The 24,567-nt window shown below is 58.4% G+C and carries 22 protein-coding genes and 1 pseudogene; 9 read left to right on the top strand and 14 right to left on the bottom strand.

Translation table 11 applies throughout. The features are described 5' to 3' along the window. Positions 1 to 605: 605 nt before the first annotated feature. The 7 genes from XH80_RS25085 to sfnG form a co-directional block, all read right to left on the bottom strand. Positions 606 to 1,802, bottom strand: a complete 1,197-nt coding sequence (locus tag XH80_RS25085; protein WP_271600853.1) for an acyl-CoA dehydrogenase family protein — start codon at positions 1,800 to 1,802, stop codon at positions 606 to 608. Between the two features lie 22 nt (positions 1,803 to 1,824). Continuing rightward, positions 1,825 to 2,619, bottom strand: coding sequence for an ABC transporter ATP-binding protein (locus tag XH80_RS25080; RefSeq protein ID WP_271600852.1), 795 nt, complete (start codon positions 2,617 to 2,619; stop codon positions 1,825 to 1,827). Between the two features lie 69 nt (positions 2,620 to 2,688). After that, positions 2,689 to 4,020, bottom strand: a complete 1,332-nt coding sequence (locus XH80_RS25075; RefSeq protein ID WP_442869172.1) for an ABC transporter substrate-binding protein — start codon at positions 4,018 to 4,020, stop codon at positions 2,689 to 2,691. A 27-nt stretch (positions 4,021 to 4,047) separates the two neighbouring features. Beyond that, on the bottom strand, positions 4,048 to 5,046 hold the full coding sequence (locus XH80_RS25070) for a branched-chain amino acid ABC transporter permease (RefSeq protein ID WP_271600851.1): 999 nt from the start codon (positions 5,044 to 5,046) through the stop codon (positions 4,048 to 4,050). A gap of 51 nt (positions 5,047 to 5,097) precedes the next feature. Continuing rightward, positions 5,098 to 5,988 carry a branched-chain amino acid ABC transporter permease gene (locus XH80_RS25065; protein WP_271600850.1) on the bottom strand — a complete coding sequence of 297 codons (891 nt, stop codon included), beginning with the start codon at positions 5,986 to 5,988 and terminating at the stop codon, positions 5,098 to 5,100. Further along, positions 5,988 to 6,866: an ABC transporter ATP-binding protein gene (locus XH80_RS25060; RefSeq protein WP_271600849.1), complete on the bottom strand. Its 879-nt coding sequence runs from the start codon at positions 6,864 to 6,866 to the stop codon at positions 5,988 to 5,990. Before XH80_RS25060 ends, XH80_RS25065 begins: the two co-directional genes overlap by 1 nt. A 67-nt stretch (positions 6,867 to 6,933) precedes the next feature. Further along, a complete protein-coding gene (sfnG, locus tag XH80_RS25055) occupies positions 6,934 to 8,040 on the bottom strand; it encodes a dimethylsulfone monooxygenase SfnG (protein WP_271601045.1) in 1,107 nt (368 codons plus the stop codon). Positions 8,041 to 9,052: 1,012 nt separating this feature from the next. On the opposite strand from sfnG, the gene XH80_RS25050 reads away from it, so the two are divergent. The 7 genes and pseudogenes from XH80_RS25050 (at position 9,053) to XH80_RS25025 (ending at position 14,599) form a co-directional block, all read left to right on the top strand. Continuing rightward, the gene (locus tag XH80_RS25050; RefSeq protein ID WP_271600848.1) at positions 9,053 to 9,295 is read left to right on the top strand and encodes a hypothetical protein; all 243 of its coding nucleotides are present in this window, start codon (positions 9,053 to 9,055) and stop codon (positions 9,293 to 9,295) included. 13 nt (positions 9,296 to 9,308) lie between these two features. Beyond that, positions 9,309 to 9,533 carry a hypothetical protein gene (locus XH80_RS25045; protein ID WP_271600847.1) on the top strand — a complete coding sequence of 75 codons (225 nt, stop codon included), beginning with the start codon at positions 9,309 to 9,311 and terminating at the stop codon, positions 9,531 to 9,533. A gap of 648 nt (positions 9,534 to 10,181) precedes the next feature. After that, positions 10,182 to 11,207 (top strand): hypothetical protein, encoded by a 1,026-nt coding sequence (locus XH80_RS25040; RefSeq protein ID WP_271600846.1) that lies wholly within the window; start codon positions 10,182 to 10,184, stop codon positions 11,205 to 11,207. 379 nt (positions 11,208 to 11,586) lie between these two features. Beyond that, positions 11,587 to 12,885 carry a hypothetical protein gene (locus tag XH80_RS25035; RefSeq protein WP_271600845.1) on the top strand — a complete coding sequence of 433 codons (1,299 nt, stop codon included), beginning with the start codon at positions 11,587 to 11,589 and terminating at the stop codon, positions 12,883 to 12,885. Positions 12,886 to 13,164: 279 nt separating this feature from the next. Then, positions 13,165 to 13,227 (top strand): cold-shock protein, encoded by a 63-nt coding sequence (locus tag XH80_RS44085; RefSeq protein ID WP_442868692.1) that lies wholly within the window; start codon positions 13,165 to 13,167, stop codon positions 13,225 to 13,227. 241 nt (positions 13,228 to 13,468) lie between these two features. Further along, positions 13,469 to 13,673: pseudogene (locus tag XH80_RS25030) on the top strand (cold-shock protein). A 614-nt stretch (positions 13,674 to 14,287) separates the two neighbouring features. Further along, the gene (locus XH80_RS25025; protein WP_271600844.1) at positions 14,288 to 14,599 is read left to right on the top strand and encodes a hypothetical protein; all 312 of its coding nucleotides are present in this window, start codon (positions 14,288 to 14,290) and stop codon (positions 14,597 to 14,599) included. Positions 14,600 to 14,861: 262 nt separating this feature from the next. On the opposite strand, the gene XH80_RS25020 is transcribed toward XH80_RS25025, so the two are convergent. Continuing rightward, the gene (locus tag XH80_RS25020) at positions 14,862 to 15,128 is read right to left on the bottom strand and encodes a DUF3551 domain-containing protein (RefSeq protein WP_271600843.1); all 267 of its coding nucleotides are present in this window, start codon (positions 15,126 to 15,128) and stop codon (positions 14,862 to 14,864) included. 1,009 nt (positions 15,129 to 16,137) lie between these two features. Between XH80_RS25020 and XH80_RS25015 the strand changes: the two genes are divergently transcribed. After that, entirely contained in the window at positions 16,138 to 16,341 is a 204-nt protein-coding gene (locus XH80_RS25015) for a hypothetical protein (RefSeq protein ID WP_271600842.1), read from the top strand. 379 nt (positions 16,342 to 16,720) lie between these two features. On the opposite strand, the gene XH80_RS25010 is transcribed toward XH80_RS25015, so the two are convergent. Continuing rightward, complete coding sequence (locus tag XH80_RS25010; protein WP_271600841.1) at positions 16,721 to 16,921, bottom strand: hypothetical protein; 201 nt, start codon at positions 16,919 to 16,921, stop codon at positions 16,721 to 16,723. A 1,113-nt stretch (positions 16,922 to 18,034) separates the two neighbouring features. On the opposite strand from XH80_RS25010, the gene XH80_RS25005 reads away from it, so the two are divergent. After that, positions 18,035 to 18,217, top strand: a complete 183-nt coding sequence (locus XH80_RS25005; RefSeq protein WP_271600840.1) for a hypothetical protein — start codon at positions 18,035 to 18,037, stop codon at positions 18,215 to 18,217. Positions 18,218 to 18,494: 277 nt separating this feature from the next. On the opposite strand, the gene panC is transcribed toward XH80_RS25005, so the two are convergent. From panC to XH80_RS24980, 5 genes are all read right to left on the bottom strand, one after another. Continuing rightward, positions 18,495 to 19,346 (bottom strand): pantoate--beta-alanine ligase, encoded by an 852-nt coding sequence (gene panC / locus XH80_RS25000; protein WP_271600839.1) that lies wholly within the window; start codon positions 19,344 to 19,346, stop codon positions 18,495 to 18,497. Positions 19,347 to 19,349: 3 nt separating this feature from the next. Next, positions 19,350 to 20,228 carry a 3-methyl-2-oxobutanoate hydroxymethyltransferase gene (gene panB / locus XH80_RS24995; RefSeq protein ID WP_271600838.1) on the bottom strand — a complete coding sequence of 293 codons (879 nt, stop codon included), beginning with the start codon at positions 20,226 to 20,228 and terminating at the stop codon, positions 19,350 to 19,352. A gap of 1,276 nt (positions 20,229 to 21,504) precedes the next feature. Then, positions 21,505 to 22,770, bottom strand: coding sequence for an adenosylmethionine--8-amino-7-oxononanoate transaminase (locus XH80_RS24990; RefSeq protein WP_271600837.1), 1,266 nt, complete (start codon positions 22,768 to 22,770; stop codon positions 21,505 to 21,507). Then, positions 22,767 to 23,402 (bottom strand): dethiobiotin synthase, encoded by a 636-nt coding sequence (gene bioD / locus XH80_RS24985; RefSeq protein ID WP_271600836.1) that lies wholly within the window; start codon positions 23,400 to 23,402, stop codon positions 22,767 to 22,769. Before bioD ends, XH80_RS24990 begins: the two co-directional genes overlap by 4 nt. Continuing rightward, positions 23,402 to 24,553 carry an 8-amino-7-oxononanoate synthase gene (locus XH80_RS24980; protein WP_271600835.1) on the bottom strand — a complete coding sequence of 384 codons (1,152 nt, stop codon included), beginning with the start codon at positions 24,551 to 24,553 and terminating at the stop codon, positions 23,402 to 23,404. Before XH80_RS24980 ends, bioD begins: the two co-directional genes overlap by 1 nt. Between the last annotated feature and the right edge of the window lie 14 nt (positions 24,554 to 24,567).

Below are 24,567 nucleotides of genomic sequence, written 5' to 3'. Positions count from 1 at the left end.
ACCAAGCCAATGCGCTCGGCATTACTGGTCCGCAAATGATGATCTTGATGGCTCTGACGGAGCTGGAAGAAGGTAACGGTGTTCCCGTCAACGCTCTCGCGAAGCTGATGAGAGTAGTGTCGGGTTTCATCACCAGGCTTCGAAGGAGCTCGAGAGCAAGCGGTTCGTGAGCCGGAAGTCTGACGCGAATGATGCCCGGCACGTCCTTTTGTCGCTCACGGACACCGCTCGCAAGAGCCTTGCGAGCATTGTAAGTCAGCAGGAAGAGCTCGAGCAGTTCGTCTTTGACTATCTCAGCCTTCAAGAGGTTCGCCAAACTGGCGGGTTGCCTAAGTGGGCTCAGGTTTGGGTTCGAGAAGACTCGGCTGCACGCCGAGCTAAACTCTGAGGCAGATTGAGAGAGGACTGAAAAGAACGCGACCTCCTGTCGCCGCGCAAGAGTTGATATGAACGAGCGATCTGCTTCGGACCGTGAGTCGCCCCGCCGCGCCCCGCGGGCCGACCCATCCAGGCCCGCGCGAGCAGGTGCGGTGATGCTCTCGCGATAATCGGCCAGGGTCCGAACACCGTATCGCCGGCAGGCGGCCAAAGGTGCCGAGCTGGAACTACTCACCGCCCTCGTAGAATAGCTCGAGCGGAAGGCCGACCAGCGCCTTGCCGATCCAGTCGCGAGCAATCACATTCGACGGCCCCATTGCGATGGCTGCGCGCGCGTCGCGGAAGGCGCGCTCGATGGGCCCGCGGTGGTAGCCATAACCTCCAGTGACCGTGAGCGCGGCTGCAGCAACCTTGTTGGCGACTTCGGCCGCATGCACCTTGAACTCGGTCAGAGGAATCAGGATCTCGCTCTGCGGCGTACCGGCCCGCCATAGCTCATCGAGCCTTGAGGCAAGCTCCAGCCGCCAGGGCCGTAATGTCTCGACGAGGACCTTTGCCGCACCCAGCTCCTGCCGGATCGCCTGGTAGTCCGACAGGCTCTTGTTTCGGTCCTTATGGACGAAATTCGTGGCGTGCTTGACGGCTGCATTCAACGCACCGCGAGCGACACCTTCCCAGACCGCGCCGAGGCCGATCAGATAGACCGGGGATACGCCATCGTAGATGATCTCCTTGCCCTGCCCCTCAGTGCCGAGCCGGTCACGCTGCGGCACCCGGACGTTGCTGTAGCGGATCGGACCTGAGTGATTGCTACGAACACCGAGCGCATCCCAAGGCTTGGATTCGATGCCCTCCGACTTGCCATCGACAATGAAGAAGACGATGTCGGCCTGGTCCTTGGCGCCGGGGGTACGCGTCTGCACCACATAGAAGTCAGCCTGGCCGGAGCTCGTCGTGAATGACTTTTCGGCGTTGAGAAGATAATTGTCGCCGTCGCGCGATGCCTCCGAGAGATTATACCACCAGTGTCCACCGGTGGCGCGTTCGCTCGTCGAGTATGTCCCAAGCAGCGCGCCATTGTTCGCCTTGAGCCAGCGTTCCTTCTGATCGTCGTTACCAAACAGATTGATCGTCTGAGCTGCGCCGACATGCATGACGTAGACGAGGCCGGTCGACGCATCGGCCTGTCCGATGCGGTAAGCGGCTTCGGCAAAATCAATATGGCCAAGGCCGAGGCCCCCAAAGCGCGTTTCGTTCAACACGCCGGTCCAGCCAGCTTCCGCCAATGCCGTCAGATTTTCTCTTGGAAAGCGACTTTCCAAATCATTGCGATCGGCATCGACCTTTACGGCCGCATCGATCGCGGCATCCAGCCGAGAATAGATGTCGGAATCGATCTTTCGCGCCAGATTGTCGTTAGCCATTGGTTATTCTCCCCTGTATTCGTCAAAGCGTGGCAACGGCACGGATAAGCGGTGTCTCGGCGACATCGGTTTGCGGCGAAACGCCGAGGTAAAGGGTCTTGATGTCGTCGCGACTGCGCAATTCGGTTGATGCGCCGGACAGCACGCTGCGGCCGCTCTCAAGCACGACAGCATAGTCGGCAAAGCGCAGCGCAACCGTCGAATTCTGTTCCGCAACCAGGATCGAGAGCCCCTGCTCGCTGTTCAGCTGCTTCAGCGCCCGGAAAATGCCTTCGACAACGAGCGGCGCAAGCCCCATGGAGGGTTCGTCCAGCACCAAGAGGCGTGGACGTGACATCAGCGCACGGCCGATCGCCGTCATCTGCTGCTCGCCGCCTGAGGTGAGCCCCGAAATCGACCTGCGATGATGCTTTAGTCGTGGGAAAAGCTCGTAGATCTCGTCAAGGTCTGCGCGGATGATGCGAGACTTTGCATCGCGGCCAATGGCGCCGGTGATAAGGTTCTCCTCGACGGTCAGCGAGGGAAAGCAATGCCGGCCTTCAAGCACCGGAACGATCCCGGCCCGGACCAGCTTCGCGGGCGATGCGGACACGATGTCGCGGCCATCGAAGATGATGCGCCCAGCCGCCACTTGACCGCGCCGAGCCGGAAGCAGCGCCGAAATCGCCTGAAGCGTTGTCGACTTGCCGGCTCCGTTGGCGCCGAGGACGGCGACGATCTCGCCACGTCGAACCGCAAAGGATACGTCGGTCACCGCGCGAATGGCGTGGTTGTAGGTTGCCGCCAGCCCTTCGACCGATAGCAGAACGTCACTCATGCCCTGATTCACCCCGCCTGAAGGCTGCGGGAGCCGAAGCTCCCGCAGAGACCCCAGCATTGCCTGGTGCTACTGGCCGACCTGATCATCGCCGGACGTACGGATCTTGATGTTGTGCTCCTTTGCATAGGCGGCCGACGACTTCTCGATGATGGGCCGCAGGGACGCCCAATCCGGCGCGATCCAGTCCGAGACGACCTTCCACTTGCTGCCATCCCACTGCTGGAAGGTGACGCGGCCATCCCCCTCGTGATTGTCCCAGGTGACGTTGATCGAATGGAACAAGCCCTTGGCGCCCAACGCCTCGACTCGTGCCGGGTCGAGCTGCAGGTGCTCAAAACCCCAGCGGACCTCGTCGCCCGTCAGGGTACGCTTGCCGAACTTTGCCTGCGCAATCCGGACAGCTTCGACATTGAGGATGCCGTTTACGATTCCGAGGTTGTGATAGACGCTGCCGATGCGCTTCTTGTCGTCAAGATTGCCCTTGTTCGCGCCATATACGGTCTTGATCACCTCCTGGAGCACAGGATATTCGGCGCCGGAGGCCTGGGTCGTGATTGCAATGTAGCCCTTGGCGGCGTCACCGGCGGGAATGACATCCTCTTCGGAGTTGGACCAGACGTTGCCGATGATGTGATCGGCAGGGAAGCCGACCTTCTGCGCCGTCTTCAAGGCCACCGGATTCATCACGCCCCACCCTCGCAGGACCACGTAGTCGGGCTTGGCTCTGCGGATCGACAGCCATTGCGATTGCTGCTCATTGCCCGGGTGCGGGACTTCGATCTGCTCCAGCTCAAAGCCGTATTTGTCCGCCAGGAGCTTGTAGATCGGGATCGTCTCCTTGCCGTAGGGCGAACCATGATAGAGCACAACGATCTTCTTGCCCTTCAGCTTGTCCGCGCCGCCTTCTCTGGAGACGATGTAGTTCACGATGCCGGAGGTTTCGCTGTAGGGGTTGAGCAGCAGCGGAAAGACGTAAGGGAAAATGCGGCCATCGGTCGAATCGGTACGGCCATGGTTGATGGTGATCAGTGGCACCTTGTCCTTAGTGATGCGGTCGATCATGGCATAAGCGATGCCGACCGACAGCGGATTCCAGGCCGCGATCCCAGGGTGACTCTTTAGCCGATCATAGACCTCGACGCCGCGTTCCACCTCATACTGGGTCTCGCCTTCATCCCAGGTCAGCTTGACGCCGTTGACGCCGCCATCGCGAATATTGATCAGATTGAGATAGTCGATGAAGCCACCAAAGAACCCGGTACCGCCAGCAGCATAGGGGCCAACGCGATAGCTCTGCAGCGGAAAGAATTGTTCGTCGGCGTGCGCCGTGAACGAACTGGCAAGGCCGACGGCGATTGCCGCGCCCATCGTTACTTTCAAATGTCTGAAGATGTTCATTACAAGCTCCTTTGGGTTAAGCAAATCTCAGCCTGGGATCGCCGGGCGCCTGGCCGTCCGAATGGCAGCCCAGGCGCGATCCCACAGGGCGATCAGTCCGCGCGGTTCGGCGATGAGGAAGGCAATGATGAGCGCGCCAATGACGATGCGCTGGCTCATCTCCAGCACGCCGGAATCGAACACGTTTCCAAGCAGGGTGGCGCCGATACGCGACAGCAGAAGTGGGAACACCACGATGAAGGCCGCGCCGACGAACGAGCCGCGGAGCGAGGCGAGGCCGCCAATGATGATGATGAACAAGATCTGGAACGAGCGATCCAGATTGAATCCGGCCGGCTCGACCGTGCGCAAATACGCGAACGCCCAGAGCACGCCGGCAACACCAATCAGGAACGACGAGATGGCGAAGGCGAGCAGTTTGGTTCGCAACAGCGGCACACCAATCACCTTGGCCGCGATCTCGTGATCGCGTACCGCGATGAAGTTGCGGCCAGATTGGGAACGCAGCAGCCGCAGCGTCAGCAGAGTCAAAACGACCACGATCGTCACCGAAAAGACGTAACGTTCGGCGGGGGTCGTGAACGGGATGCTGCCGATGCTGAGAATCGGCGCGTCGATCACTCCTGATGGATTGTCGTTGGAGAACCAGCTGAACTTGGTCAGCGCCCACTGCACGAAGAACTGCGCAGCGAGCGTTGATACGGCGAGATAGAAACCGCGCAACCGTAGGCTGGGGAGCCCGAATACAATGCCGATAGCCGCCGCGACGCCTCCGGCCAGCACCAGATCGATGAGCAGCGGCAATGCCGGGATACGAAGGTGAAGATTGTAGGCGGCGTAGGCGCCGACAGCAAGAAAGGCGGCCGAGCCGAGTGAGACCTGACCCGCATAACCAGTCAGGACGTTGAGTCCTACGGCGGCCAGCGACAGCGCAAGAAACGGCGTGAGCACCGCGTCGAGCAGGTAGTCCGTCCCCGCGAGCGGAACGATGCCGTAAGCGGCCATCATCACGAGGCCGATCCACATCGCGTTGCTGGAGAACCAGTTCGATTTGGCGGAGATGAGAGTCGGCATAACTTACACCCTCTCCACCAGCTTCTGCCCGAACAGGCCCGACGGCCGGATCAAGAGGAGAGCCAGTGCCGCGAGATAGGCGGCCCAGGCCTCGATGCCGCCGCCAAAGAATGGTCCGACATAGACTTCCGCCAGTTTTTCGATGGCACCTACCAAAAGTCCGCCGACGATCGCCCCCGCGATCGAGTCGAAACCACCGAGGACCAAGACTGGGAGCGCCTTCAGGACGACAAGCGAAAGTGAGAACTGCACGCCGAGCCGCGCGCCCCATAGCAGCCCCCCGACGAGAGCAACGATCCCCGCCACGGTCCAGACCGCGGCCCAGACCCGTGGCAGCCGCAGGCCGACCGCAAGCGCTGAAAATTGATCATCGGCCACGGCGCGAAACGACAGCCCGGTGCGAGTGTAGCGAAAGAACAGCGCAAACAGCGCTACCAGGCTGCCAGCGACTGCTGCTGCAAACAGGTCGAACCGGCTGATCAGCACGCCCGCCACCTCGAACGGCGTGTCGCTGATGCCAATGTCGAGGCCATGCACCTGCGTGCCCCACAGAAGCTGGGCTGCGCCCTCGATGACGTAGGAGAGTCCGAGCGTCGCCATGAACAGGGTGATCGGCGGCTCGTTGACGAGCGGCCGTAGCACCAACCGTTCGGTGGCGATGCCCAGCACGACCATGACGACCAGCGTCGCGGCGAGTGCGGCAAGGAATGGCGCGCCGCGCTCGACCAGACTGACGAAGGTCAGGGCCGCGAACAGCAGCATCGCGCCTTGCGCGAAGTTGAGCACGCCTGAGGTCTTGTAGATCAGCACGAACCCGATTGCGACCAGCGAGTACATCACACCCGAGAGCAGGCCGCCGATCAGCACCTCAAGCAGGAACTGGTAATCGAGCATTAGATCGCGAGCTCCTTATCGTCCCCATGTGCGACGCCGAGATAGGCGTCGATCACTGCAGGATCGCCGCGGACCTGATCGGGCGTGCCGTCCGCGATCTTTCGTCCGTAATCGAGCACGGCCACGCGATCGGAAAGCCCCATCACCACGCCGATGTCATGCTCGATCAGGACGATTGCTGCGCCAAAACTGTCGCGAGCGTTGCGCACATGCTGTGACAGCTCGCGCTTCTCGGCCAGAGTCACGCCCGCGAACGGCTCGTCCAGCAGCAGGAGCTTCGGCCGCGCAACGAGGGCCCGCGCCAGCTCGACCCGCTTCTGCAGTCCATAGGGAAGCGCTCCGGCAAGGCGGTCACGAACCGCGGTAAGATGCAGAAAGCCGATCGCTTCTTCGGCGGCCGCGCGATTCTCCGCATCGACCCGTCGCGCCAGTGGCGAGCCGACGATCTGCCGCAAAAACCCCGCACGCACGCGATGCGCCAGCCCCATCAGCACATTGTCGAAGACGGAAAGCCCCTTGAAGAGCGCAAGATTCTGAAACGTCCGGGCCACGCCAAGGACTGCCAGCTGCGAAGTTGGCGCTTCGCGAAAGGAGCGCTCGCCGAACCGCACCTCGCCGCGATCGGGCTTGTAAATTCCACTGACGATGTTGAGGAGCGAGCTCTTGCCGGCGCCGTTCGGACCGATCACGGCCAGGATCTCACCCGGCGCAACCTCCAGATTTATCTCGCGTAGGGCTGCGACGCCGCCGAACGCCAGCGAAATGTTCGCAAGTCCCAGGGCTGGCCGCCCGGGCGTCTTGGCAGACTCGTCCGCGACCCCGTCCAGCGCGTCATTGCGCCTTTCGGTCGATACATCCGCGTATCGGCGTGGAGGCATCTCCTCCAGCCGATACGCCCCCGCCCCTGTCACAATCGCCGCCACGTGCTTGCCCCTCGTTTTGCGCCTATTCGGCAGCCTGAATACGTACAGGCGTCCTTGCCTCGAGTTCGCGGACCAACGGGATCACATGCTTGCCGAAATATTCGACCTCTTCCTGGAAATGCAGGAACCCGAGCAGGATCAGGTCGGCGCCAGCGTGCTTGAGCTCGATGATGCGTTCAGCGACTTGCTGCGGCGTTCCGATCAGGTTCGAGCGGAAGCCATCATTGTATTGAACGAGGTCATGGAAGGTGGATTTGGCCCAGTTGCCCTCACGCTCGGGACTGGCGTTGCCGGCATTCTGGACCTCATGGTGGAAGCCGCGAACTGCATCGGGGATCGCCTTGTCGAGGATCTCGTGCAGAACGTCCTTGGCTTCCTTTTCAGTTTGCCGGACGATGCCAAATGCATTGATGCCGATTTTGGTCTGAAAGCGCTTGCCGAAGGTCTTCTCCTTGGACCTGATGTCCTCGACCTGTGCTTTCAGCCCCTCTGGCGTATTCCCGTTGGTGAAATACCAATCGGACACGCGAGCGGCCATATCGCGGGCCGCGCGCGAAGAGCCGCCCTGGAAAATTTCGGGCAGCGGATCGAGTGGCTTCGGCTTGAGCGAGTAGTCGTTAAACCGATAGAAGTCCCCCTTGAGCGTGAAGCTCTCCTGCGTCCAGATCCCACGCAAAGCGTTGATAAATTCCTCCGAACGCCGGTAGCGCTCGTCGTGGTCGAGCCAGGGCTCGCCGATCGCATGAAATTCGCCGCGGAACCAGCCGGATACGATATTAACCGCAACGCGCGCATTGGTGAGCTGGCTGATCGTCGCAATCTGCTTGGCGGCTACGGCCGGATTCCACGGACCGGGAAGGAGAGCGGCGATCACCTTGAGCTTTTCGGTCGCAGCCAGCAGCGCGTGCGAGAAGGCCACCGGCTCATGCTGCTTGTCGGCCCCATAACCCGCCGTGAACCGGATCTGACTGAGTGCGTAGTCGAAACCTGCTCTCTCGGCGATTTGCGCAAGCTTCCGGTTGTAGTCGATGTCCCAGCTGGTACGCTGCTCGATCGACGAAATCACAAGGCCACCAGATACGTTCGGCACCCAGTAGGCGAATTTGACCGGCTCGTTGTTCACAGACATGCTGTCTCCTTGAGAATGACGCTTGCGGTGAAACACCCGACGGCCTCAGCGAGGCAGCTCTGTGCGACCACGCCGCTCAGGACGAGCGGGTGCCGATGCTGCTGTTCAGCCACTGCGGTGTTATGATTTCGAAGGGCTAGAGCGATCTAAGGCCAGGTCGCTCCTGCGAATTGAGACGCTACTCAGGAGCGACACGAACGCAACTGATCGACAAGTTCGCGCACGATCGAACACCTCGGCTTGTCGAAGATGTTGTTGCGCATTATCCGCGCTCCTGACTGGCACCATTGCCTGATGATCCATCCTCTCAGAGATTGTCCGGCGCTGCGAGTCCAAGACGAACTATTTTTCGTCGCGCGGAGATAATCAGCTTCCTTTTATTTCGCCGCGCACGCACGTTTGTTGCTGTACAGCTGTGGCAATCACGCATCGCCGCAGAGAGCAGTTTCAATGTCGTGGCCGTTTGCACCTTGGCACTCGGTTCAACGACTTCGGCGATTTATTGGAATAGTCTTATTGCATTCGCTGGCACCTGAGACCAATTACACTCCGCCCAAATAGCTAAAGAGCTTGAATTCACAATTTGGGTGAGCGGACCAGTGTTCTACAGTCGAACATGCAAACACACTTTTTACACCGCGCGGTATGACGTCTCTCGAGTAATACGGTGGGAGTGCTGCAATAGTATCGATCGCGATCGGAAGGTCCTGATCTTTGAGGGCTGCCCAGCGATGATCGGCGTCCGCGCGCGCAGGTGCTCCTTCTGAGTTTGTTAACCCTCGGCAGATCAAGCAGAAAGACGGCACAAGGCCGCCCATCGACGCCGATTATCGCAATGGTTGCGATGTTAAGAGCCCCTCCGTGAGCGCGTGTCGGTCGCCGAGCGGGCCGAGCGCGACATCACGAAAGATCGGGACCACTAGCGCGATGGCGGCAACAGGCTCGAGGCATTGCGCGCTCGAACTTAGCGTCGACTGATACCCCCCGACACGGCCTCGACGAAGAGAAGAGCATGCCCGAGCAAATGAACGCCGAGCTTTACCGCAAACTGCAGGAACTATCGCACCATAACGCGGTCGCCCGCGCGCTTGTCTTCTTGTGGCACTCCGGCACGCTGACCTACGAGGACTGGTCGACGAAGGCGATCTCTCTGCTCATTGATCAGAACGAAACGCTCTCCGCGATCGCTGTGGATGCGGAAAAGCGCGCCTGCCGCCTGCCCAAAAACCCGCCACTAGCTTCGCCCACGCGTTGAGAGAGCCCGTCCCGTGCCAGACACCCCCAAGACCGAAACACCGCACTCGCGGTCCGCACTGCGGCTTGTCAGCGGCGCGAAACAGGAGCCGCTGCGCTGCTCTTCCGCCGGCCGCGATGCCCAAAACGAGAAGACGCTTTGCTTCTACTTCAACCGGCGCGTGACCGACGACGAGATGCGGTTCCTTCAGACTGTCATACGGCAGGTGGCACTCATGCGCGAGATTGACGGTCACTGAGAAAAATCCCGCCCCTCAGGTTGAAGCAGGTTTGTTAGCACAAACCGAGGCCGCCAGAGGCTAGCCCTAGCCACCGATTGAAAAGCCCGACGCTATAGCGGAACTCGGACTTAAGGTCATCCCGACTTTCGATCACGATCGGGTCCGTCCCCCCCATTCGAGCGCGGCCCGGTAAACGGGTCATCGTTAGACTCGCTGCGAACGTAATGGTTGGGATTACCGTTGGCACAGCGAAGCCCGTGCCGCGCCGCAAATATGCAGTGGCGTCAAAGGCGGCAGCTGGTGCACGGTTCTTGTCCATGCGTGCCGCCAAACGTCGCAGCCGGTACTTCTTGCATTCGGGAGTGAGCGGACACGATCGTAATCCACTGGAGGAGGACCTACCGAAGCTGCATTGGTGTCAAATGCTTAGCAACGTTTGGTAGCATTGGTCGTTAACCATTTTGGCCGATGATCGAGAGAACAAGCGAAAGGATCATCGCAGGATCGCGAGAGTCGTGCTGCATTGCAGCAACATCCCGAGGGCTATTTACCGGGTTTGCGAGGAGGTCACGTTGCTTTGATGACGGGATAAGCGCATGATCCTTGAATGATTTGCGTTTTTCCTGGTTGGACGCCAAGTGATTTAACCTGACCCTTGGAGCGGCGATGCCGAACAGCCTGACCGTGAGCCGATTTGGCTTATTCATATCGCGTGATGATGACCGTCTCGTTGAACCTCTTGCTGGCGATAGCCTAGTTCAGGCGTTTCGGAGTCAGGCTGCCGCACTCGCCCAAAGATTGTACGGCTCTCTCGCAGGATCAGTACCCGCGGTCGAAATTGTCGCATCGACGAACCCGTCAAGCGCAAGATCAGGGACTCACGAAAAAGCTCGTTTTGACACGCTCATAGCAAAGCTTCCACGCATTGAAGAAACTATTACGTTCGCCAGCGTTCCTTGGATAATCAGTCGCCGAATAACACTGACATCATCTGCACTTCAGAGTTCATCCGGTCGTTCCAAGCTGTGGCTCAGCATCCACGGCATGCCGCAGAAGCCTAACCGGTCACAATCTGGAGCGCGCGCGACCGCGTTCTTGGCTTGGGTTAATCAGAACGAGTTGCATCTTCTCTCGGAACTACGTGCGGCTTTCGTTGAAAGTCTCCGTGCAGTGCCGAAGACGGCCGCGAGCGGCTTAAAGTTTAGGGATGGATCTGTCCGTCTCAATTTTACAGATGATGATACCAAGCCGGTCGCCCATCTTGTTGATGCTATCCACTACGATCACATCGAACTAAATCAGCTTAGAACCACGTCTGATGAGGAGCTTCGGAAGGGGCTGGAGACGGTAGACCACTTCGCGTCGCATGCGTTTGCTGACCACAAATTAAAGCCCAAAAAGTTTTCGGTGCTAAACACAACGTACGGCATGCAAGCGGTCGTATGTCGGCTCGAGGGTGCGCCACGCTATTCGAGCCTTTTGTCGGGTGTCGCTCGTCACATGGGCGACGGTGGCGGTTATCAGGACGAGCTCGATAAGCTTGACGCTGAGCGGCCTTTAAGTCTTGATCAAATTCGCTCTCGATCAGCTGCGTTGCACATAAGCGCCGGCCTGGCGTCTGCTGAAGCGCTACGTCTGGAACGCCGAGTGCGAACCCAAGCCGGTCATACGTCTCCCGCCTTTGCGTCTTAAGTCGTTTCAGCAAGAACATCTAGATTCTCAAAGCGCCTCAAGAGCGCATGTTGGATATATTTAGGGTTGGGGAATGCCGCGGGGGCCAATTGTTGCGCCGATCTACAAGCAAATATTTGATGCTGACCCGTTACTGTTATCTGAAGCAAATCAGAGGCGTTACGGGAGGTCGCTTCTTGAACACTTGTTGGTATTCCGTCCGCTGACAACAAGCCGTGCTTATCCGGTCGATCCGAGTAAGCCGCCTGCAGTCCGCAAGCTACGAACTGCTCCTCCCCTATCTCAGCTAGTAAAAGATGCTTACTTCGAAGCGCGGTCACGTCGCTCGAAGGTCGCCGGCTTGTCGGACCAGGACCTTGCGAACCTAAGGGCGATAACAATGGTCAGCGACGACAGCACGATCGAGCGCGCTGACAACAATCACAAGAACCATGCGAAGATTGAAGCCGGGCTCGATCGATGGTCGCAACAGGAGTTTGATCGGCGCCTAAGGGTCGCGGCAATCGGGTATCGCGTCCCAATCAGCAAGCTCAGCACTGCAGAACTAGGCGAAGACCTCCGTTTTCTGGCGCCTCAGGACGACACGCCAGTTGTGTCGAACGAGGCCCCGCTTCCAACCGAGCTTGGTCGAACAACGTTAGCCGAGAAGGCCGATATCCATGATTGGCACGACGCAATCTCGGCGCTGGCGCGTCGCACGCTGGACCGCCAATCGCGTATTATCGTCATCCCGGAGTTTTGTCTTCCCCCGCGGAATTCCCGGTCGATCGCGCAAGATCTGCGCAATGCCTGCTCCAACGCGGCTCTCGATTATTTTTTCTTTGCTGGGACACGGCACGAAGATCGGTACAATCGCGGTCTAATCTTATCGAAAAGGCACGGCAAGACTTCGATTCACGACCATTGGCATTACAAAGCGGCGTCGGCCCGTGGGCTCGGCGAGAATGTGCTAGGCCGCGCCGGAACGACCGCGTTGAGCTATGAAACGAGCGTCATGTTCAACTCCGATGAGATGCGCGTCGCAATCGCTATATGCTACGACACCTACGATCCCACGACGTTCCTCAACGTTTTTCTTGATGCCGTGCGCAACCAAGAAGCTCGCCGTCCGCGAATCGTACTCGTCCCATCCTTCAATCCTTCGCCCGATTTCGTCGCTCTTTTGCGCGATCTAAGCTTTCTCGCTCGCTGCGCCGTGGTTTATGTGAACGGACTAAATGGCGACGCTGAGGGCTTTATGTGTGGGTTTAGCCTGTCGGACTTCGATCGACGGCCCGACGGCATCGTCGAAACCTTGCTGGCGAGGGAAGGCGCTTTGAAAGGCGAGATCAATAATCTCATCGCGGGAGCACTCGATCCCAATAAAGTAAAACAGCTAAGCCGAAAGAGAACCCAACTTAAGGAAGTTGAAATACTTAGAGGGCGCATTGAAACGCTGAAACTGCGCGGCGCCTTGGACCATATTATCACCTTCGAAGACTGCCCGCACTGCGCCACGCCTGGTGCGCTTCACACACATCGGCTCTGCTATCGAGATATCCAGTATTACAATCTCGACCTAGCGCTACTTTCCGCATTGTTCGACTTTCGACGTTTTTATTTTTTGGACGAACCTTTTTTGCCCGACCCACTGAGAGCGCACAACCTGCAAACGTCTGCGGCTCTGCTTCAAGGTTAAACCTAAATCAATCGAGCATTTCGGTTGCGATCGCCTGGCAACGGACAGGAGCATCCTCGATATGGAGCCTCTTAGCGCCGACGCGGAAATCAGAGCGGTGACGTGAACGGTCAGCAGATTACCGCGCGCCTATTAACTGCATTAGTGCAGACGCGGATGGGATTCGGGACGATGGCGCCTGTCGATCGGCGACAGGTGATGCGGCCCCGGTCTTCTTGCCTTCCAGCATGACCGACGATTGGGTCGCGACATTCAATGTGAGGAGTGCGCAGAGTTGCAATGGGAACGGTCAAATGGTTCAATGCCGTCAAAGGCTACGGCTTCATTCAGCCGGAAGGATAAACTAAGCTTTCAACGGACGGCTTCGTCTCACTTCCGGCGCTAGCTGGATGCGCTCACGAGAGGATCGTTGGTTTCGTCGCAGTCCACGCGGCGGATTTCGCTTCAGCATCTTCGCACCGGGCTCTGCGTTGGTAAAGCGCGGCCTCGCCGGCCTGTTTCGAAGCGGCGGTCCCACACCCGTCCAGAGGACATGGCGAGACAGCATACTTAGATCGGGGTTGTTTGAGATGGAGACCTTGTAGTGGCAACCGGTATTGTGAAGTGGTTCAGCGCGAAAAAGGGTTATGGATTTATCAAGCCCGATGATGGCGAAGCCGACGTATTCGTGCACATCAGGTCAGTCGAGAAGACCGGATACACCTCCCTTGCTGAGGGGCCGGATCAGCTTCGAGCGTAAGACCGGCAGCTCCGGCAAAGTGTCCGCAGACAGTCTGCATATGGGATGACTTTTTTCGCGACGAGGGGAGGCATGGTTTTCTGAGGACCAAGCCACCACTATACGAGGTGCACCAGCTGGCGTGCCTGCTTCCAAAGCGAGAGCTGGAAGGCCGCCTTGGTGCCTCGCTGAGCACGCTCTCGCGCTGCATTGCAGCTCAAATTCTTATACGGGCGGCGGTGGACATATCCTGCCGAGGCTATCGATTTTTTGACGAATCTAATCGCAACGATTTTCTGAATTTGCGTGGTACATTCGAAGCCGGACTGGGGCATCCTCATAAATCGAACCGGAACGAATGGTCTGGCTGTGGCGCCTGACTGATCGGGCGGTTGGGCGTCAAAGTGATCAGCGAGGATCGGTCCTCTCTGCTGAGCCCAGCCAGCAAAGCCATATTTTGAGGATGGAGCTCCTGGGATCAGATGCCACCCAAGCTGCCTGCATTAGCAACACGCTCCCGGAAGGAGCCGCGCGACAGCCAGGAACTACTCAGGCGCTTTACATGGGAGATCAGATCAATCGACTTATGTCTTGACGATCTTCGGTCATACCACGCGAACGCGCTTGGCAATAATGGTCCGCAAATGATGATCTTGATGGCTCTGACGGAGCTCGAAGAAGACCATGGCGTTCCCGTCTGCTGTCGCGAAGCTGATGAGAGTTGCGTCGGGTTTCATCGCCAAGCAATCAAAGGAGCTCGAGAGTAAGCAGTTCGTGCGCCGGAAATCTGACATGAAGGATGCCAGGTACGTCCTTTTGTCGCTCACGGCCATCGCTCCCAAGAGCCTTGCGAGCATTGCAGGGCCGCAGGAAGAGCTTGAGCAGCTCGTCTTTGATTATCTCAGCATTCAGGAGTTCGCCAAACTGGCGGCCTGTTTGAGTGGACTCAGGTCTCGGTTGGAGAAGGCTCGGCTGCACGCCGCGCTGAAACCCTGAGACAGATTGAGACAGTGCTGGGAAGAACGCGGGCCTTCTGCTATCTTCCGAGAGACGATCTGAGCCAGAAGATCCGTTTCTAACAGTGTCGCCCCGCCCCTGGAGCGGATATTCCCGTCCAGATGCAAGCGCGGCACCGGGCGCAGTCGAACGAACGGCCCAATCAGCCGATTCAGCGGCCGGGGTCGAGCGAACCGCGACGAGAGTCTGACCGGCGCGCCCGTCCATCCAACGCTGCTTGGCTGACCGGACGGCATTCGCCTCAGCGCAATTGCCTTCCCTGTCGCTCGAAGGCGTAGATCGGATTGATACCGCAATAAGCATCTGTGCCGGATGCGGTAGCCATGCACTGACTGTAAGTCGAGAACTGGCAGTTGCCCGGATATCCCCAGGCTCGGCCCTGCAGGCAATAAACGTCTTGGCGAGCCGGCGGGGTGTACGAATAAACTCGTGAAGCAGCGATCGAACCTGTTCCAAAGCTGACGAGGATGGGAAGTGCTAGGATTCCAGTAGCGAGAAGGTAACGCATGAGATCTCTTGCCTCCTTAATTCGCTGAAGGATAGAGTATCCGAATTAGATGGCTTGATCTTAGTCAATTGTCGGTGTTGGGTCCAGTTGGACCACCGTCAGCAAGACAATCACCCGTGGCAGAGCCTCGACGGGGGCAGTTGAGCAGACGTTGATATCAGGGTGGGGGCAATAAGAGGGCCGGAGCCGATGATCCGCACCCGTCCTTGGTCCAGGACAAACTCGCCCGCAATCCGAAGCCGCCTTCAAAGATACTCCGCTGTGAAACGCTTCTTTTAAGGGCGACTTGGCACCTTCGCGCAGCAAAACATTCCTATAGCAGTCAAACCATGATCGCTTTATTCGCTCCGACGCGTGTTGCGGGGCACCCCTCGACCGGAGGGCCACATATTGCGTCACCTCAACCGTTCCGCGCACACTGCGTCACAACGACATGACTTCTTCTCTTCATAGTTGCTTGTTACAATGACATCCATAGATTGAGTGGGATCGATTCGCGAGGCTCCAATTCACTTCGCACATTCTGGTTCAGGAGTGCCGGACCATGTCCGTGAGTATCACCACAGACCATAGATTCCGAAAGGCGAGAATAGCGGTGGATACTGGTACGGTGGAGAACGAATCCGGGCCAAATATCAGCATCCGGGACGCTCCTGAGGTCGTTGCAATCTCTCCTATGAAATATTCAGGCGAGCATGTCGTCGATCAAACGCCGCCTGCCATCGCCTCTCGGAAGCCGTTCGGCAGGCGGACAACGACCTTCCCCCTAGCCAGCATTTCCATTGCGACGATCCGCAGCGTTTTTGGCTCGCCATAGCCGTCTTTCTGCTCGGCTAATCGCTCAAACAGAGCTGGACGCTTGTAGGGCGCAAGGAATAGCCGGTCACGCCCCCGCCGCCGGACTGTCGCTAACAAGCTCGCCCGTCAGTATCCTCTCACGACGAGCTGAACATCGTTTGCCGGTGTGCTATACGCATTTCATTGAGAACAGCTTTGTTTGAGAGCTTCGATGTCTCTTTCGATTGGATTGATTGTCGACGGCTATGTGAAACTAAACAACCGCAGCGCGCTGGACGACCTTCTGGCGCATCGGCGTGAGCTACTGCAGCAGTTGAACTGCGTTACCGGGGTTGATCCGAAGCCAGCGATCGCTCAGGTCAGTCGAGACATCACAGTGATCGAAAAGGCACTTGCGGCGCTCGCACAGGAGTAAACAGCAATGGCGCGCCGACTCGCTTGAGTGATGGCGCTCCGGCGCCGAACACTGAGTTCGCCCTCGCTTCGGGATGAAGGCTGTTAGCGCAACGCCTCACCGACATCGTGGCGCAAGGGTGGGCACGCCAAGGCTTTGATATGCTGCCTGTTGTGCGAGCTCTCGCGTTTCAACGATTGGCCTCGCAGCGAGCAACGCGCCGACCGATTCACATCGGATAACGCCGCGTCTTGGATGACGTTAGGCCGCCATCGAGCGACTACGATACACCTCTGCGAGCTAGCCGGATTACTACGGCGCGCGCGACCCTGGATAACAGGCCAGGATCCTCAGCACTGTGACTTGGAAATTCACCTCAATTGCAAGCCATGTCCTAGATCTATCGCCACATCGTTGGTGCTCTGGAAAGCGCTTCCTGACCGATCTGTTTAAGCAGATCGGGGCGCGTCTCACCTTTGGTGGCGGCCTCCAGAATTGCGGAGGCAACGTAGGCGCGGACGCCGGCGTCATACGGTGAGACGCCTTTGCAAACCTCATCCAGGATCGTGCGCAGAAGTGCGGTCGTGGCACCGTCCAGCATTGGGAGATCTCCCTCCTACCATCGAGGAAGATAAATGAGCATTTGCTGGACCGCAACTCAAGCACATCAGATCTTATGAGCTACCGCGACTACCGGTCAGCAGATTTCCAGCGCGGTGCAATGTCCAGCACCTCTGCGATCGTTGATCCATTGCGGCAGCTCGCTTGATCGGCCTGCTTTTGTCTTCTCGTCGGCCGTCTCGGCTTAACAGACAAGCTTGCTAGAGCTCAGAGGCCAATGTGAGCGCCCTGCGATCATGCTCTGCGATTCTGTACGGCATGCTCGGCCATCTATTGCGCGCCGGACTGACTGGGCGGCAGGCCATTGCTCGAACGGTGCCAGTTCGTTGCCGAGCCTCGTCAAGTTCAATTGCGGCTAGAGGATCTGCCGTTCATCGCGCCCGCTGCGTCCAACCAATGCTTCGGCATACCTGCCCCGATTGCGTCGGTAGAAATCGCTTGCGACTGCCTTGCTCGGATGTCTCGTGTCACAAGACGGCACTATCGGCTCGAAACCCGAGTGCTTGGCATCAAACACTGCAAAGGGACATCGCGATTAATTCTTGCGGTGAAGCATATCTTTGCGTCAAAAACCAGCGCCGCCCAACCTCTGGCGACGAAATCGAGCCTAGTCTGGGGCGCGCGCAGTGCCCCTTTTGCTCGCCCCCTCGCCGCTCTTGAGAGAGCTTTAGCTTGATGCAACTTGACGAGGTCGCCTGCGCGATCGCGAAGTGATTTCATGGTCATGGGCGTGTGGTGGTTGATCCATAATCGCACGTATTGGCAGCACACGATTTTGAGCGAATCTCCTGGCAATGCCCGCTTGCAGACGGATGATTTCGGAAGCGACTTGCCTTTTGGATATATAAGCCTGGTGTAGCTGAAGGACCCCAGCAGCAAGACGCGAACGTAGCGTGAAACTTCATCGGGAACGCTGCCGTAATGCAGGATTCGAGCGCGAGAGCGCGGCTCGTTGCATCAATCGATATTGCCATTTTGTTACAGTCTCCGCCCAGAGCAATCACATGACGCCGAGGCGCTTCGTCCAGCGAAGGGAAGCGACCTGGGCTGTTCAGATTATTTGCCGTATTTGTCGAATCGGAAAGGGAGCTACATGAATCATCTCGGCAGCAGCTATCGTCGCGCACCATCTGTGATGGCAGACGAACAGCACGAGCTGGAGCGCTGCAAGCAGGAGATTGCGCGCCTCAAACAGCTGGTTGTACGGCTTTCTGAAATTGCTTTGCGCGACCTCGTAAAAAACGCACAAAGCGGTCGGAACTCCCGGAGTGTCTGAGCGAGCCGCCGAAATCATAATACAGAAAGCGAACTCGCACTTGGCTGCTCTCGGCAGCGTGGGAGCGGCCGGGCCCTCCACCCCGTCAGCGGCAGAGCCAATCTCCAACCGACATCATGAGCTCGAGCCGTGGGGCAGTTGCTCAGCACGCAAAGGGCAGTTCCGGATCCCTTCGAGAGTTCTTCCAGGATGTTGAGGATTTTCCAGGATGTTGAGGATTTCATGTTCGACGCATCCGGTCCGACTGTTTGTGAGCGCAATCACTTGCGTGATCTGGCTACGATGGCGACCAGGACAGGACTACATTGTCGATCAACCGAGTGGAGCCGACGTACGCTGCGACACAGAGCACCGCCGGATAGCGCAGAGGGCTCTCGGCAATCCTTAGGGTTCCAGTGTCGACAAGCTCAAGGTACTGCAGTCGATCGATTCCTTCCAAATGCCTTCTTGCAAGCGCAATCAACGTTGCCGCATCGCGCTCCCCTGAGGCAAACTCATGCGCTGCGGCGAACAAGCCACGGCTGATCGCAAGGCTCCGACCACGTTCTTCCGGGCTGAGATAACGGTTTCGACTGCTCATTGCCAGCCCATCTGCCTCCCGCACAGTTGGCACAGTGACAATCTCGATCGGAAGATTCAGATCAGCCGTCACGCGGCATATCACAGCGCATTGCTGAAAATCCTTCTGTCCAAAGTACGCGACGTCCGGCTGCACCATGTTGAATAGCTTGCAGACGACAGTCGCTACACCACGAAAATGTCCAGGCCTGAAAGCTCCGCAGAGCGGCTTTGCGAGTTCGCCCGGCTCGACAAAGCTCTCAAATTGAGCCGGATAGATCTCCTCTGCACTTGGCGCGAAGATGATGGAGACCCCGGCACTGCGGCACAACGCTTCATCGCGCGCGAAGTCGCGAGGGTACCTGCTGAGATCCTCATTTGGGCCGAACTGAGTGGGATTGACGAAGATGCTAACGACAGTGGCGTCGCAGTGTCCCCGGCTAGCCGAGATCAGGGCCAGGTGGCCGTCGTGCAAGTATCCCATCGTCGGAACGAATCCGATGCGCTTATCGGTCTTGCGAACGTCTGCAAGGGCGCGACGCAGCTCAGCGACCTTCGTAATGACTTGCATTTCTTACCTTGAGGTTGAACTGGAGGGCGCCCAGTTGGCCACGGCATGCCGAAGCTGATCAGGAAGCCGATAGCACTCCTCTGAGCCCGGGAATGCACCGTTGCGGATATCGGCAGCCCAGCGCGACAACGCCTCCTGGAACAGCCGGAATCCATTTGTATAGGCACGAACGAATTTGGGGCGATGGCCTTCGGTTAGTCCCAAGACATCATGGAACACGAGCACTTGGCCCGAGCAATCGGGTCCTGCTCCGATCCCGATGGTGGGTATCGTGAGAAATTCGGTCGCTCGCGCCGCGAGCTCGGCAGGAATGCCCTCCAGGACCAGTGCGAAGCAGCCGGCTTCCTGCAGACGGTGCGCGTCTTCGAGCAGCCGCAAGGCGGTCTCCGCTGTCCGTCCCTGCACTTTGAATCCACCCATCACGTTGACGCTCTGCGGGGTCAGACCGAGATGACCCATCACAGGAATTTCGCAATCGACCAAGGCGCGTACCATCTCGATGCGTTTGGCACCACCCTCGAGTTTCACAGCATCGGCGCCACGCTGCAAAAAACCTCCTGCATTGCGAATCGTATCCTCAGAACCGACATGAAAGCTCAGAAAGGGCATATCGGCCACAAGCAGGGCATGAGGCCTCGTGCGCGCAACAGCCTCCAGGTGATGATTCATCATGGCCACGCTGACGGGCAGCGTGTTGTCGAATCCCAGGCAGACGTTTCCAACGCTATCGCCGACTAAGATGATATCGACAATGGGATCCGCGATGCGCGCCGCAACCGCATCGTAGGCAGTGGTCATCACGAGACGCCGTCCTTTATCCTTCCACTGCTGCAGTGCCGGAATGGTGACACGCTCTAGAGGCTGTTCTGAACTGTGGCTCATATTGAATCCGCTCCCCACACACGGCCTGCGCTTCCTAAAGAACGCGGGAGAACCCTGTCAATGGCATGGAGGATGGAGATCCCAGTTCTGTAGAACTGGAGAACAGCGCAGAAACAGTCCGATGGTCGCGCAATCATGAGACAAGACCTTCCTCATCGCGGTTTTCACCACCCGATGGCGCGTCTTCCCGTGCAGTTTCAGCGCTATGCCAGCCGCGGCCTCAATCGAGCAGCGGCGCTCGCGACGAACCACCATCTACACGCGGTTCCGGGCTGATTGCAGTCTCTCCAAATGGCGACAGCTCGACCGGACCGAGCCGCAGATGCACGCAGTGAGGACTTCGTCTTTAGGGCACATCTTCCTGTCTGCCCCCTAGGCGGGCTCGTGAGACTCCTGCCTCGGCGCAGCGAGCAAAGCAAACGGATGGCAGGCCAGGAACGTCCAGAGGTGACAGGCCGGAGAAAGCGCCGCGAGAGTCGCCGTCGAGTAGATGTTGTCGCGAAGGCGCTCAGACCGAGCCAGCCCGCTGGCCCTGTAGGCCCTGAAGTCGATTATTTTTGCCGATGTTTCTGTCACTTTATTTCCACTTGCTCTAGAGGGCCACTCGAACTCTTCGACCAGGGCCGTACCGGCACAACTCAGTCCATTCCTAAGCCGCTCGAAGCCATCGAAGCCATTTCTGATCGGCCTCCCGCCGCGCCTTGAAGCGGTTGACGCATTTCTTGGAGCAAAGAGCCGTTCGCCAGCAGTAATGGCGGATCAGCCCAAACTTTCCGCCGCATATCGCGCAGCATGTGACTGAATGGCCAAGGGAATTACGGAAGCCAATGTGCATTCTCGCCTCCTGTCAGACATTTACTTGGGAAGCCCTGCTGCCCTCTGACCGCAGCACCACGCGCGCACCAAAGGTGCGGCCGCCCGGCGGTTCGTCTCCCTGGTTCTTGCAACCATCAAGAGCCTTGACTCTGATGTGCGGACTGCCTTCGCGAAGCAGTACTTTCCGCAAAACGCCTCGCCGAGAATTTGCTCAAGATAATCGATTCCTCTGTCGTGTTTAACGCAATTCGCTCGACGCTTCGGTCAAATGCTGCGCCTTTCGTGGCAAGCTCGCATAATTGCTGCGGCAGTTAGATCGGGAGCGCTTAAGTGCTTAAAGCACGATCAACCTGCGAGCCGTGGGGGCTGCATCCTCGTTGCACTATCAAAAGGCAGCAATACGGACACGTTCGCCTTCCAAGTTCCTGTCACTGCAGACGATCGCACAGTCTCGTGCATCTCACACCAGCAAGTCAGCAGCGTCGCGGATGGCAGTATAGATTTCATCAAGGTCGGCCGCCGTAACGCAGTAAGGCGGCATCACGTAGATCGTGTTACCGAGTGGGCGTAACAGCAGATTCCGCGCTTGGAAGAAAGCCAAAAGCTTCGGACCGATGTCCGCCAGATAGCCGACATCGCTCGTGTTGAGTTCAACCGCTGTTACTGTTCCTGTGCGCCGGACGTTTGCGAATCGTGAATCGGCGCGAAACGGCGCGAGTGCCTGTTCTTGCATGATCGCCAAGGATGCGAGCCGGCGGCGATATTCCTGATCCTGCCATAGGTCCAAATTAGCCTTGGCGGCGGCACAGGCCACTGGATTGGCCGTATATGAGCTCGAATGAAAAAACGTAAGCGTGCGATCTTCAGAATAGTGGGCATCGAAAATATCGGCACGACAGAGTGTGACGGCGAGCGGCAGCGCCCCAGCCGTGAGGCCCTTCGAATAGCAGGCAATATCGGGCGTGACATCGGCCTGCTCACACGCAAACAAGGTACCCGTGCGGCCCCAGCCTGTCATGACCTCGTCCGCAATGAACAGGACGTCGAAGGTTTCGCAAATCCGCTTCATCTCTCTTAGCACCGAGGGAGAATACATCAGCATTCCACCGGCACCCAATATCAGGGGCTCCACGATAAAGGCTGCGGGATGTTCCATTCGACACGCGTTTTCAAGCGCATCGAGCGCTCTTTGCTCACAATCTCTTGCCGGGAACGGAATCGAGGTCACCTCGAACATCAGCGCCCCGTAGGCCGCATTGAAGATGCCGCGGCTACCTACCGACATCGCCCCGATCGTGTCGCCATGGTACGAGTGCTGCATCACCACAATTTTGGTTCGCTCTCTTCCGGTATTGCGCCAGTAGCCGAGCGCCATTTTCAGCGCGACTTCGACGCTGGTTGCCCCGCTATCGGAGAAGAACACATGTTCGAGCGCGGGGGAGGTGAGCTTCAATAGTTCCGTCGCAACTTGTTCAGCCGGGTCGTGACTGTATCCGGCGAAGATGACCTGGTTGAGCTTGCCTGCCTGTTCTCGGATCGCGTTCACGATGCATGGATGGCAATGGCCGTGGGTCACGACCCACCAGGAGGAGATTGCATCGATAAGGCGTCGGCCATCTTCGGTGTAAAGATAAGCCCCCTCTCCCCGCAGCACCTTCGTCATGTTCGGCTGTAGAGCATGCTGCGTAAACGGGTGCCAGATCGGCGACCTCTTGGCTGTCTTCATAGGTTTAGGAAATCGCTGATAACAAAGGAGTCTTTGAAAGCGGCCTGCAGCCTATCGCCCGTGAGGGGAACAAGCCACGGGAGCCGTCCCAACCAACGCACTCTGCCGATCTCGCAAATCGCGCTCTCAGTTTCGGCGCTTCTTTCGCCAATGAACGCAATTCCAAGGATTCGAATCTGACGCTTGCGCAGAGCCTCTATGGAGAGCAGGGAGTGATTGATTGTGCCCAGTCCCGTCCTTGCGCAAAGCACGACGGGAAGCTGCCAGCGCTCGAAGATGTCGATGTAGAGAGTGCGCGCTGTCAGCGGCACCATGAGTCCGCCGGCGCCCTCGATCACGAGTTTCCGCTCGCCGCTGTCCGGCAGTCGAAGCGTATCTGTATCTATGCGAACGCCGTCGATCTCCGCGGAGTGATGGGGCGACGCAGGCGTCCGAAGTCGATAGAGCTCCGGGACAATCCGATCGGACGAGAGGCCACCGAGGCGGCGGATGCACTCCGAGTCGATCTCTTGTTCGAGTCCAGCCTGGACCGGCTTCCAGTAATTCGCGCCGAGAAGCCCGGCGAGCCCTGCGGAGAATACCGTTTTGCCGACCCCGGTGTCTGTACCAGTCACGACGATCCGCTTATTCATCAAAACGAGCCCCTCGTCACCTCAACCAGCGCATCGAGCATTGCGCGCACGTCCGCTTCCCCAACATTGAGTGTCAACGAAATTCGCAAGCGGGCGGTGCCTGCAGGGACGGTTGGCGGCCGAATTCCGCGGATATCGAAGCCGCGCGCCTGCAGAGCAGAGGCAAGTCGCATTGCATGAGCATTGTCACCTACGATGTACGGCACGATCTGAGAGGTCGATGGTGTGCCCAAACCAAGCGAGGTGATCTGCCGATGCGTGAACGCAACGAGTTTGGCCAGCCCTTGCTGCCGCTCCGGCTCTTTCTGCAGGGTGAGGAGCGCCTCTCGAACGGCAACGGCCATCAGTGGTGATGGGGCGGTCGCAAAAATAAACGGACGGCAGCGGTTGACCATGAAATCGCGCAAGATGCCGGAGGCGGTAACAAGTGCACCCGCCGCACCGAGCGCTTTGCCGCAGGTATGAACGACGATCAGATTTTCGCGCTTATCGTAAGGGGCGGTGAGCCCTCGTCCCTGATGCCCGTAAGCGCCTGTGGCATGAGCCTCATCCACGATCAGAAACGCGTCTTGGCGATCGGCGATTGCCACCAGCTCTTCGAGTGGAGCGAAGTCGCCATCCATACTGTAGAGACTTTCGGCCACAATCCAGACGCGGCCCGCGCCACCTTTGTTTCGCCAGTCGCGAATTGCGTCTTCGACTGACTGGGGGTCATTGTGCGCGTGAATTCGACACTCGGCGCGACCGGCCCGCGCCCCCTCGTGAATACTGGCGTGCACCAGCGAATCGAGGACGAGCAGATCGCCGCGCTGCGGCAGCGTTGTCAGGACAGCAAAATTTGCGATGTAGCCGCCTCCAAAGAAAAGCGCTGCCTCCGCGCCAAAGAACTGAGCCGCTTCCGTCTCGAGCCGTTCATGTTCCTCGCAATTGCCGCGTAGAAGCCGCGACCCGCCGGCTCCAACCGGAGTGCCCGCCTCGAGCGCGGCGACCATCGCCTTTTTGATGCGCGAAGCGTTCCCGAGCGCCAGATAGTCGTTCGATGCGAAATCGACCCCCACGCGCGGCTTGAGGCAGCGCAGCCGTTTATCTTCGTTCAAGGCATTCAACGCTGCGACGTAGGGACTAAGTCTAGCTGTTTGGATCGACCGCATTCATCACTCCGAGG

Origin of the sequence: Bradyrhizobium sp. CCBAU 45384 (assembly GCF_028128665.1) — a bacterium.
Lineage (GTDB): Bacteria > Pseudomonadota > Alphaproteobacteria > Rhizobiales > Xanthobacteraceae > Bradyrhizobium > Bradyrhizobium manausense.
This window is presented reverse-complemented; position numbering and strand designations above follow the sequence as displayed.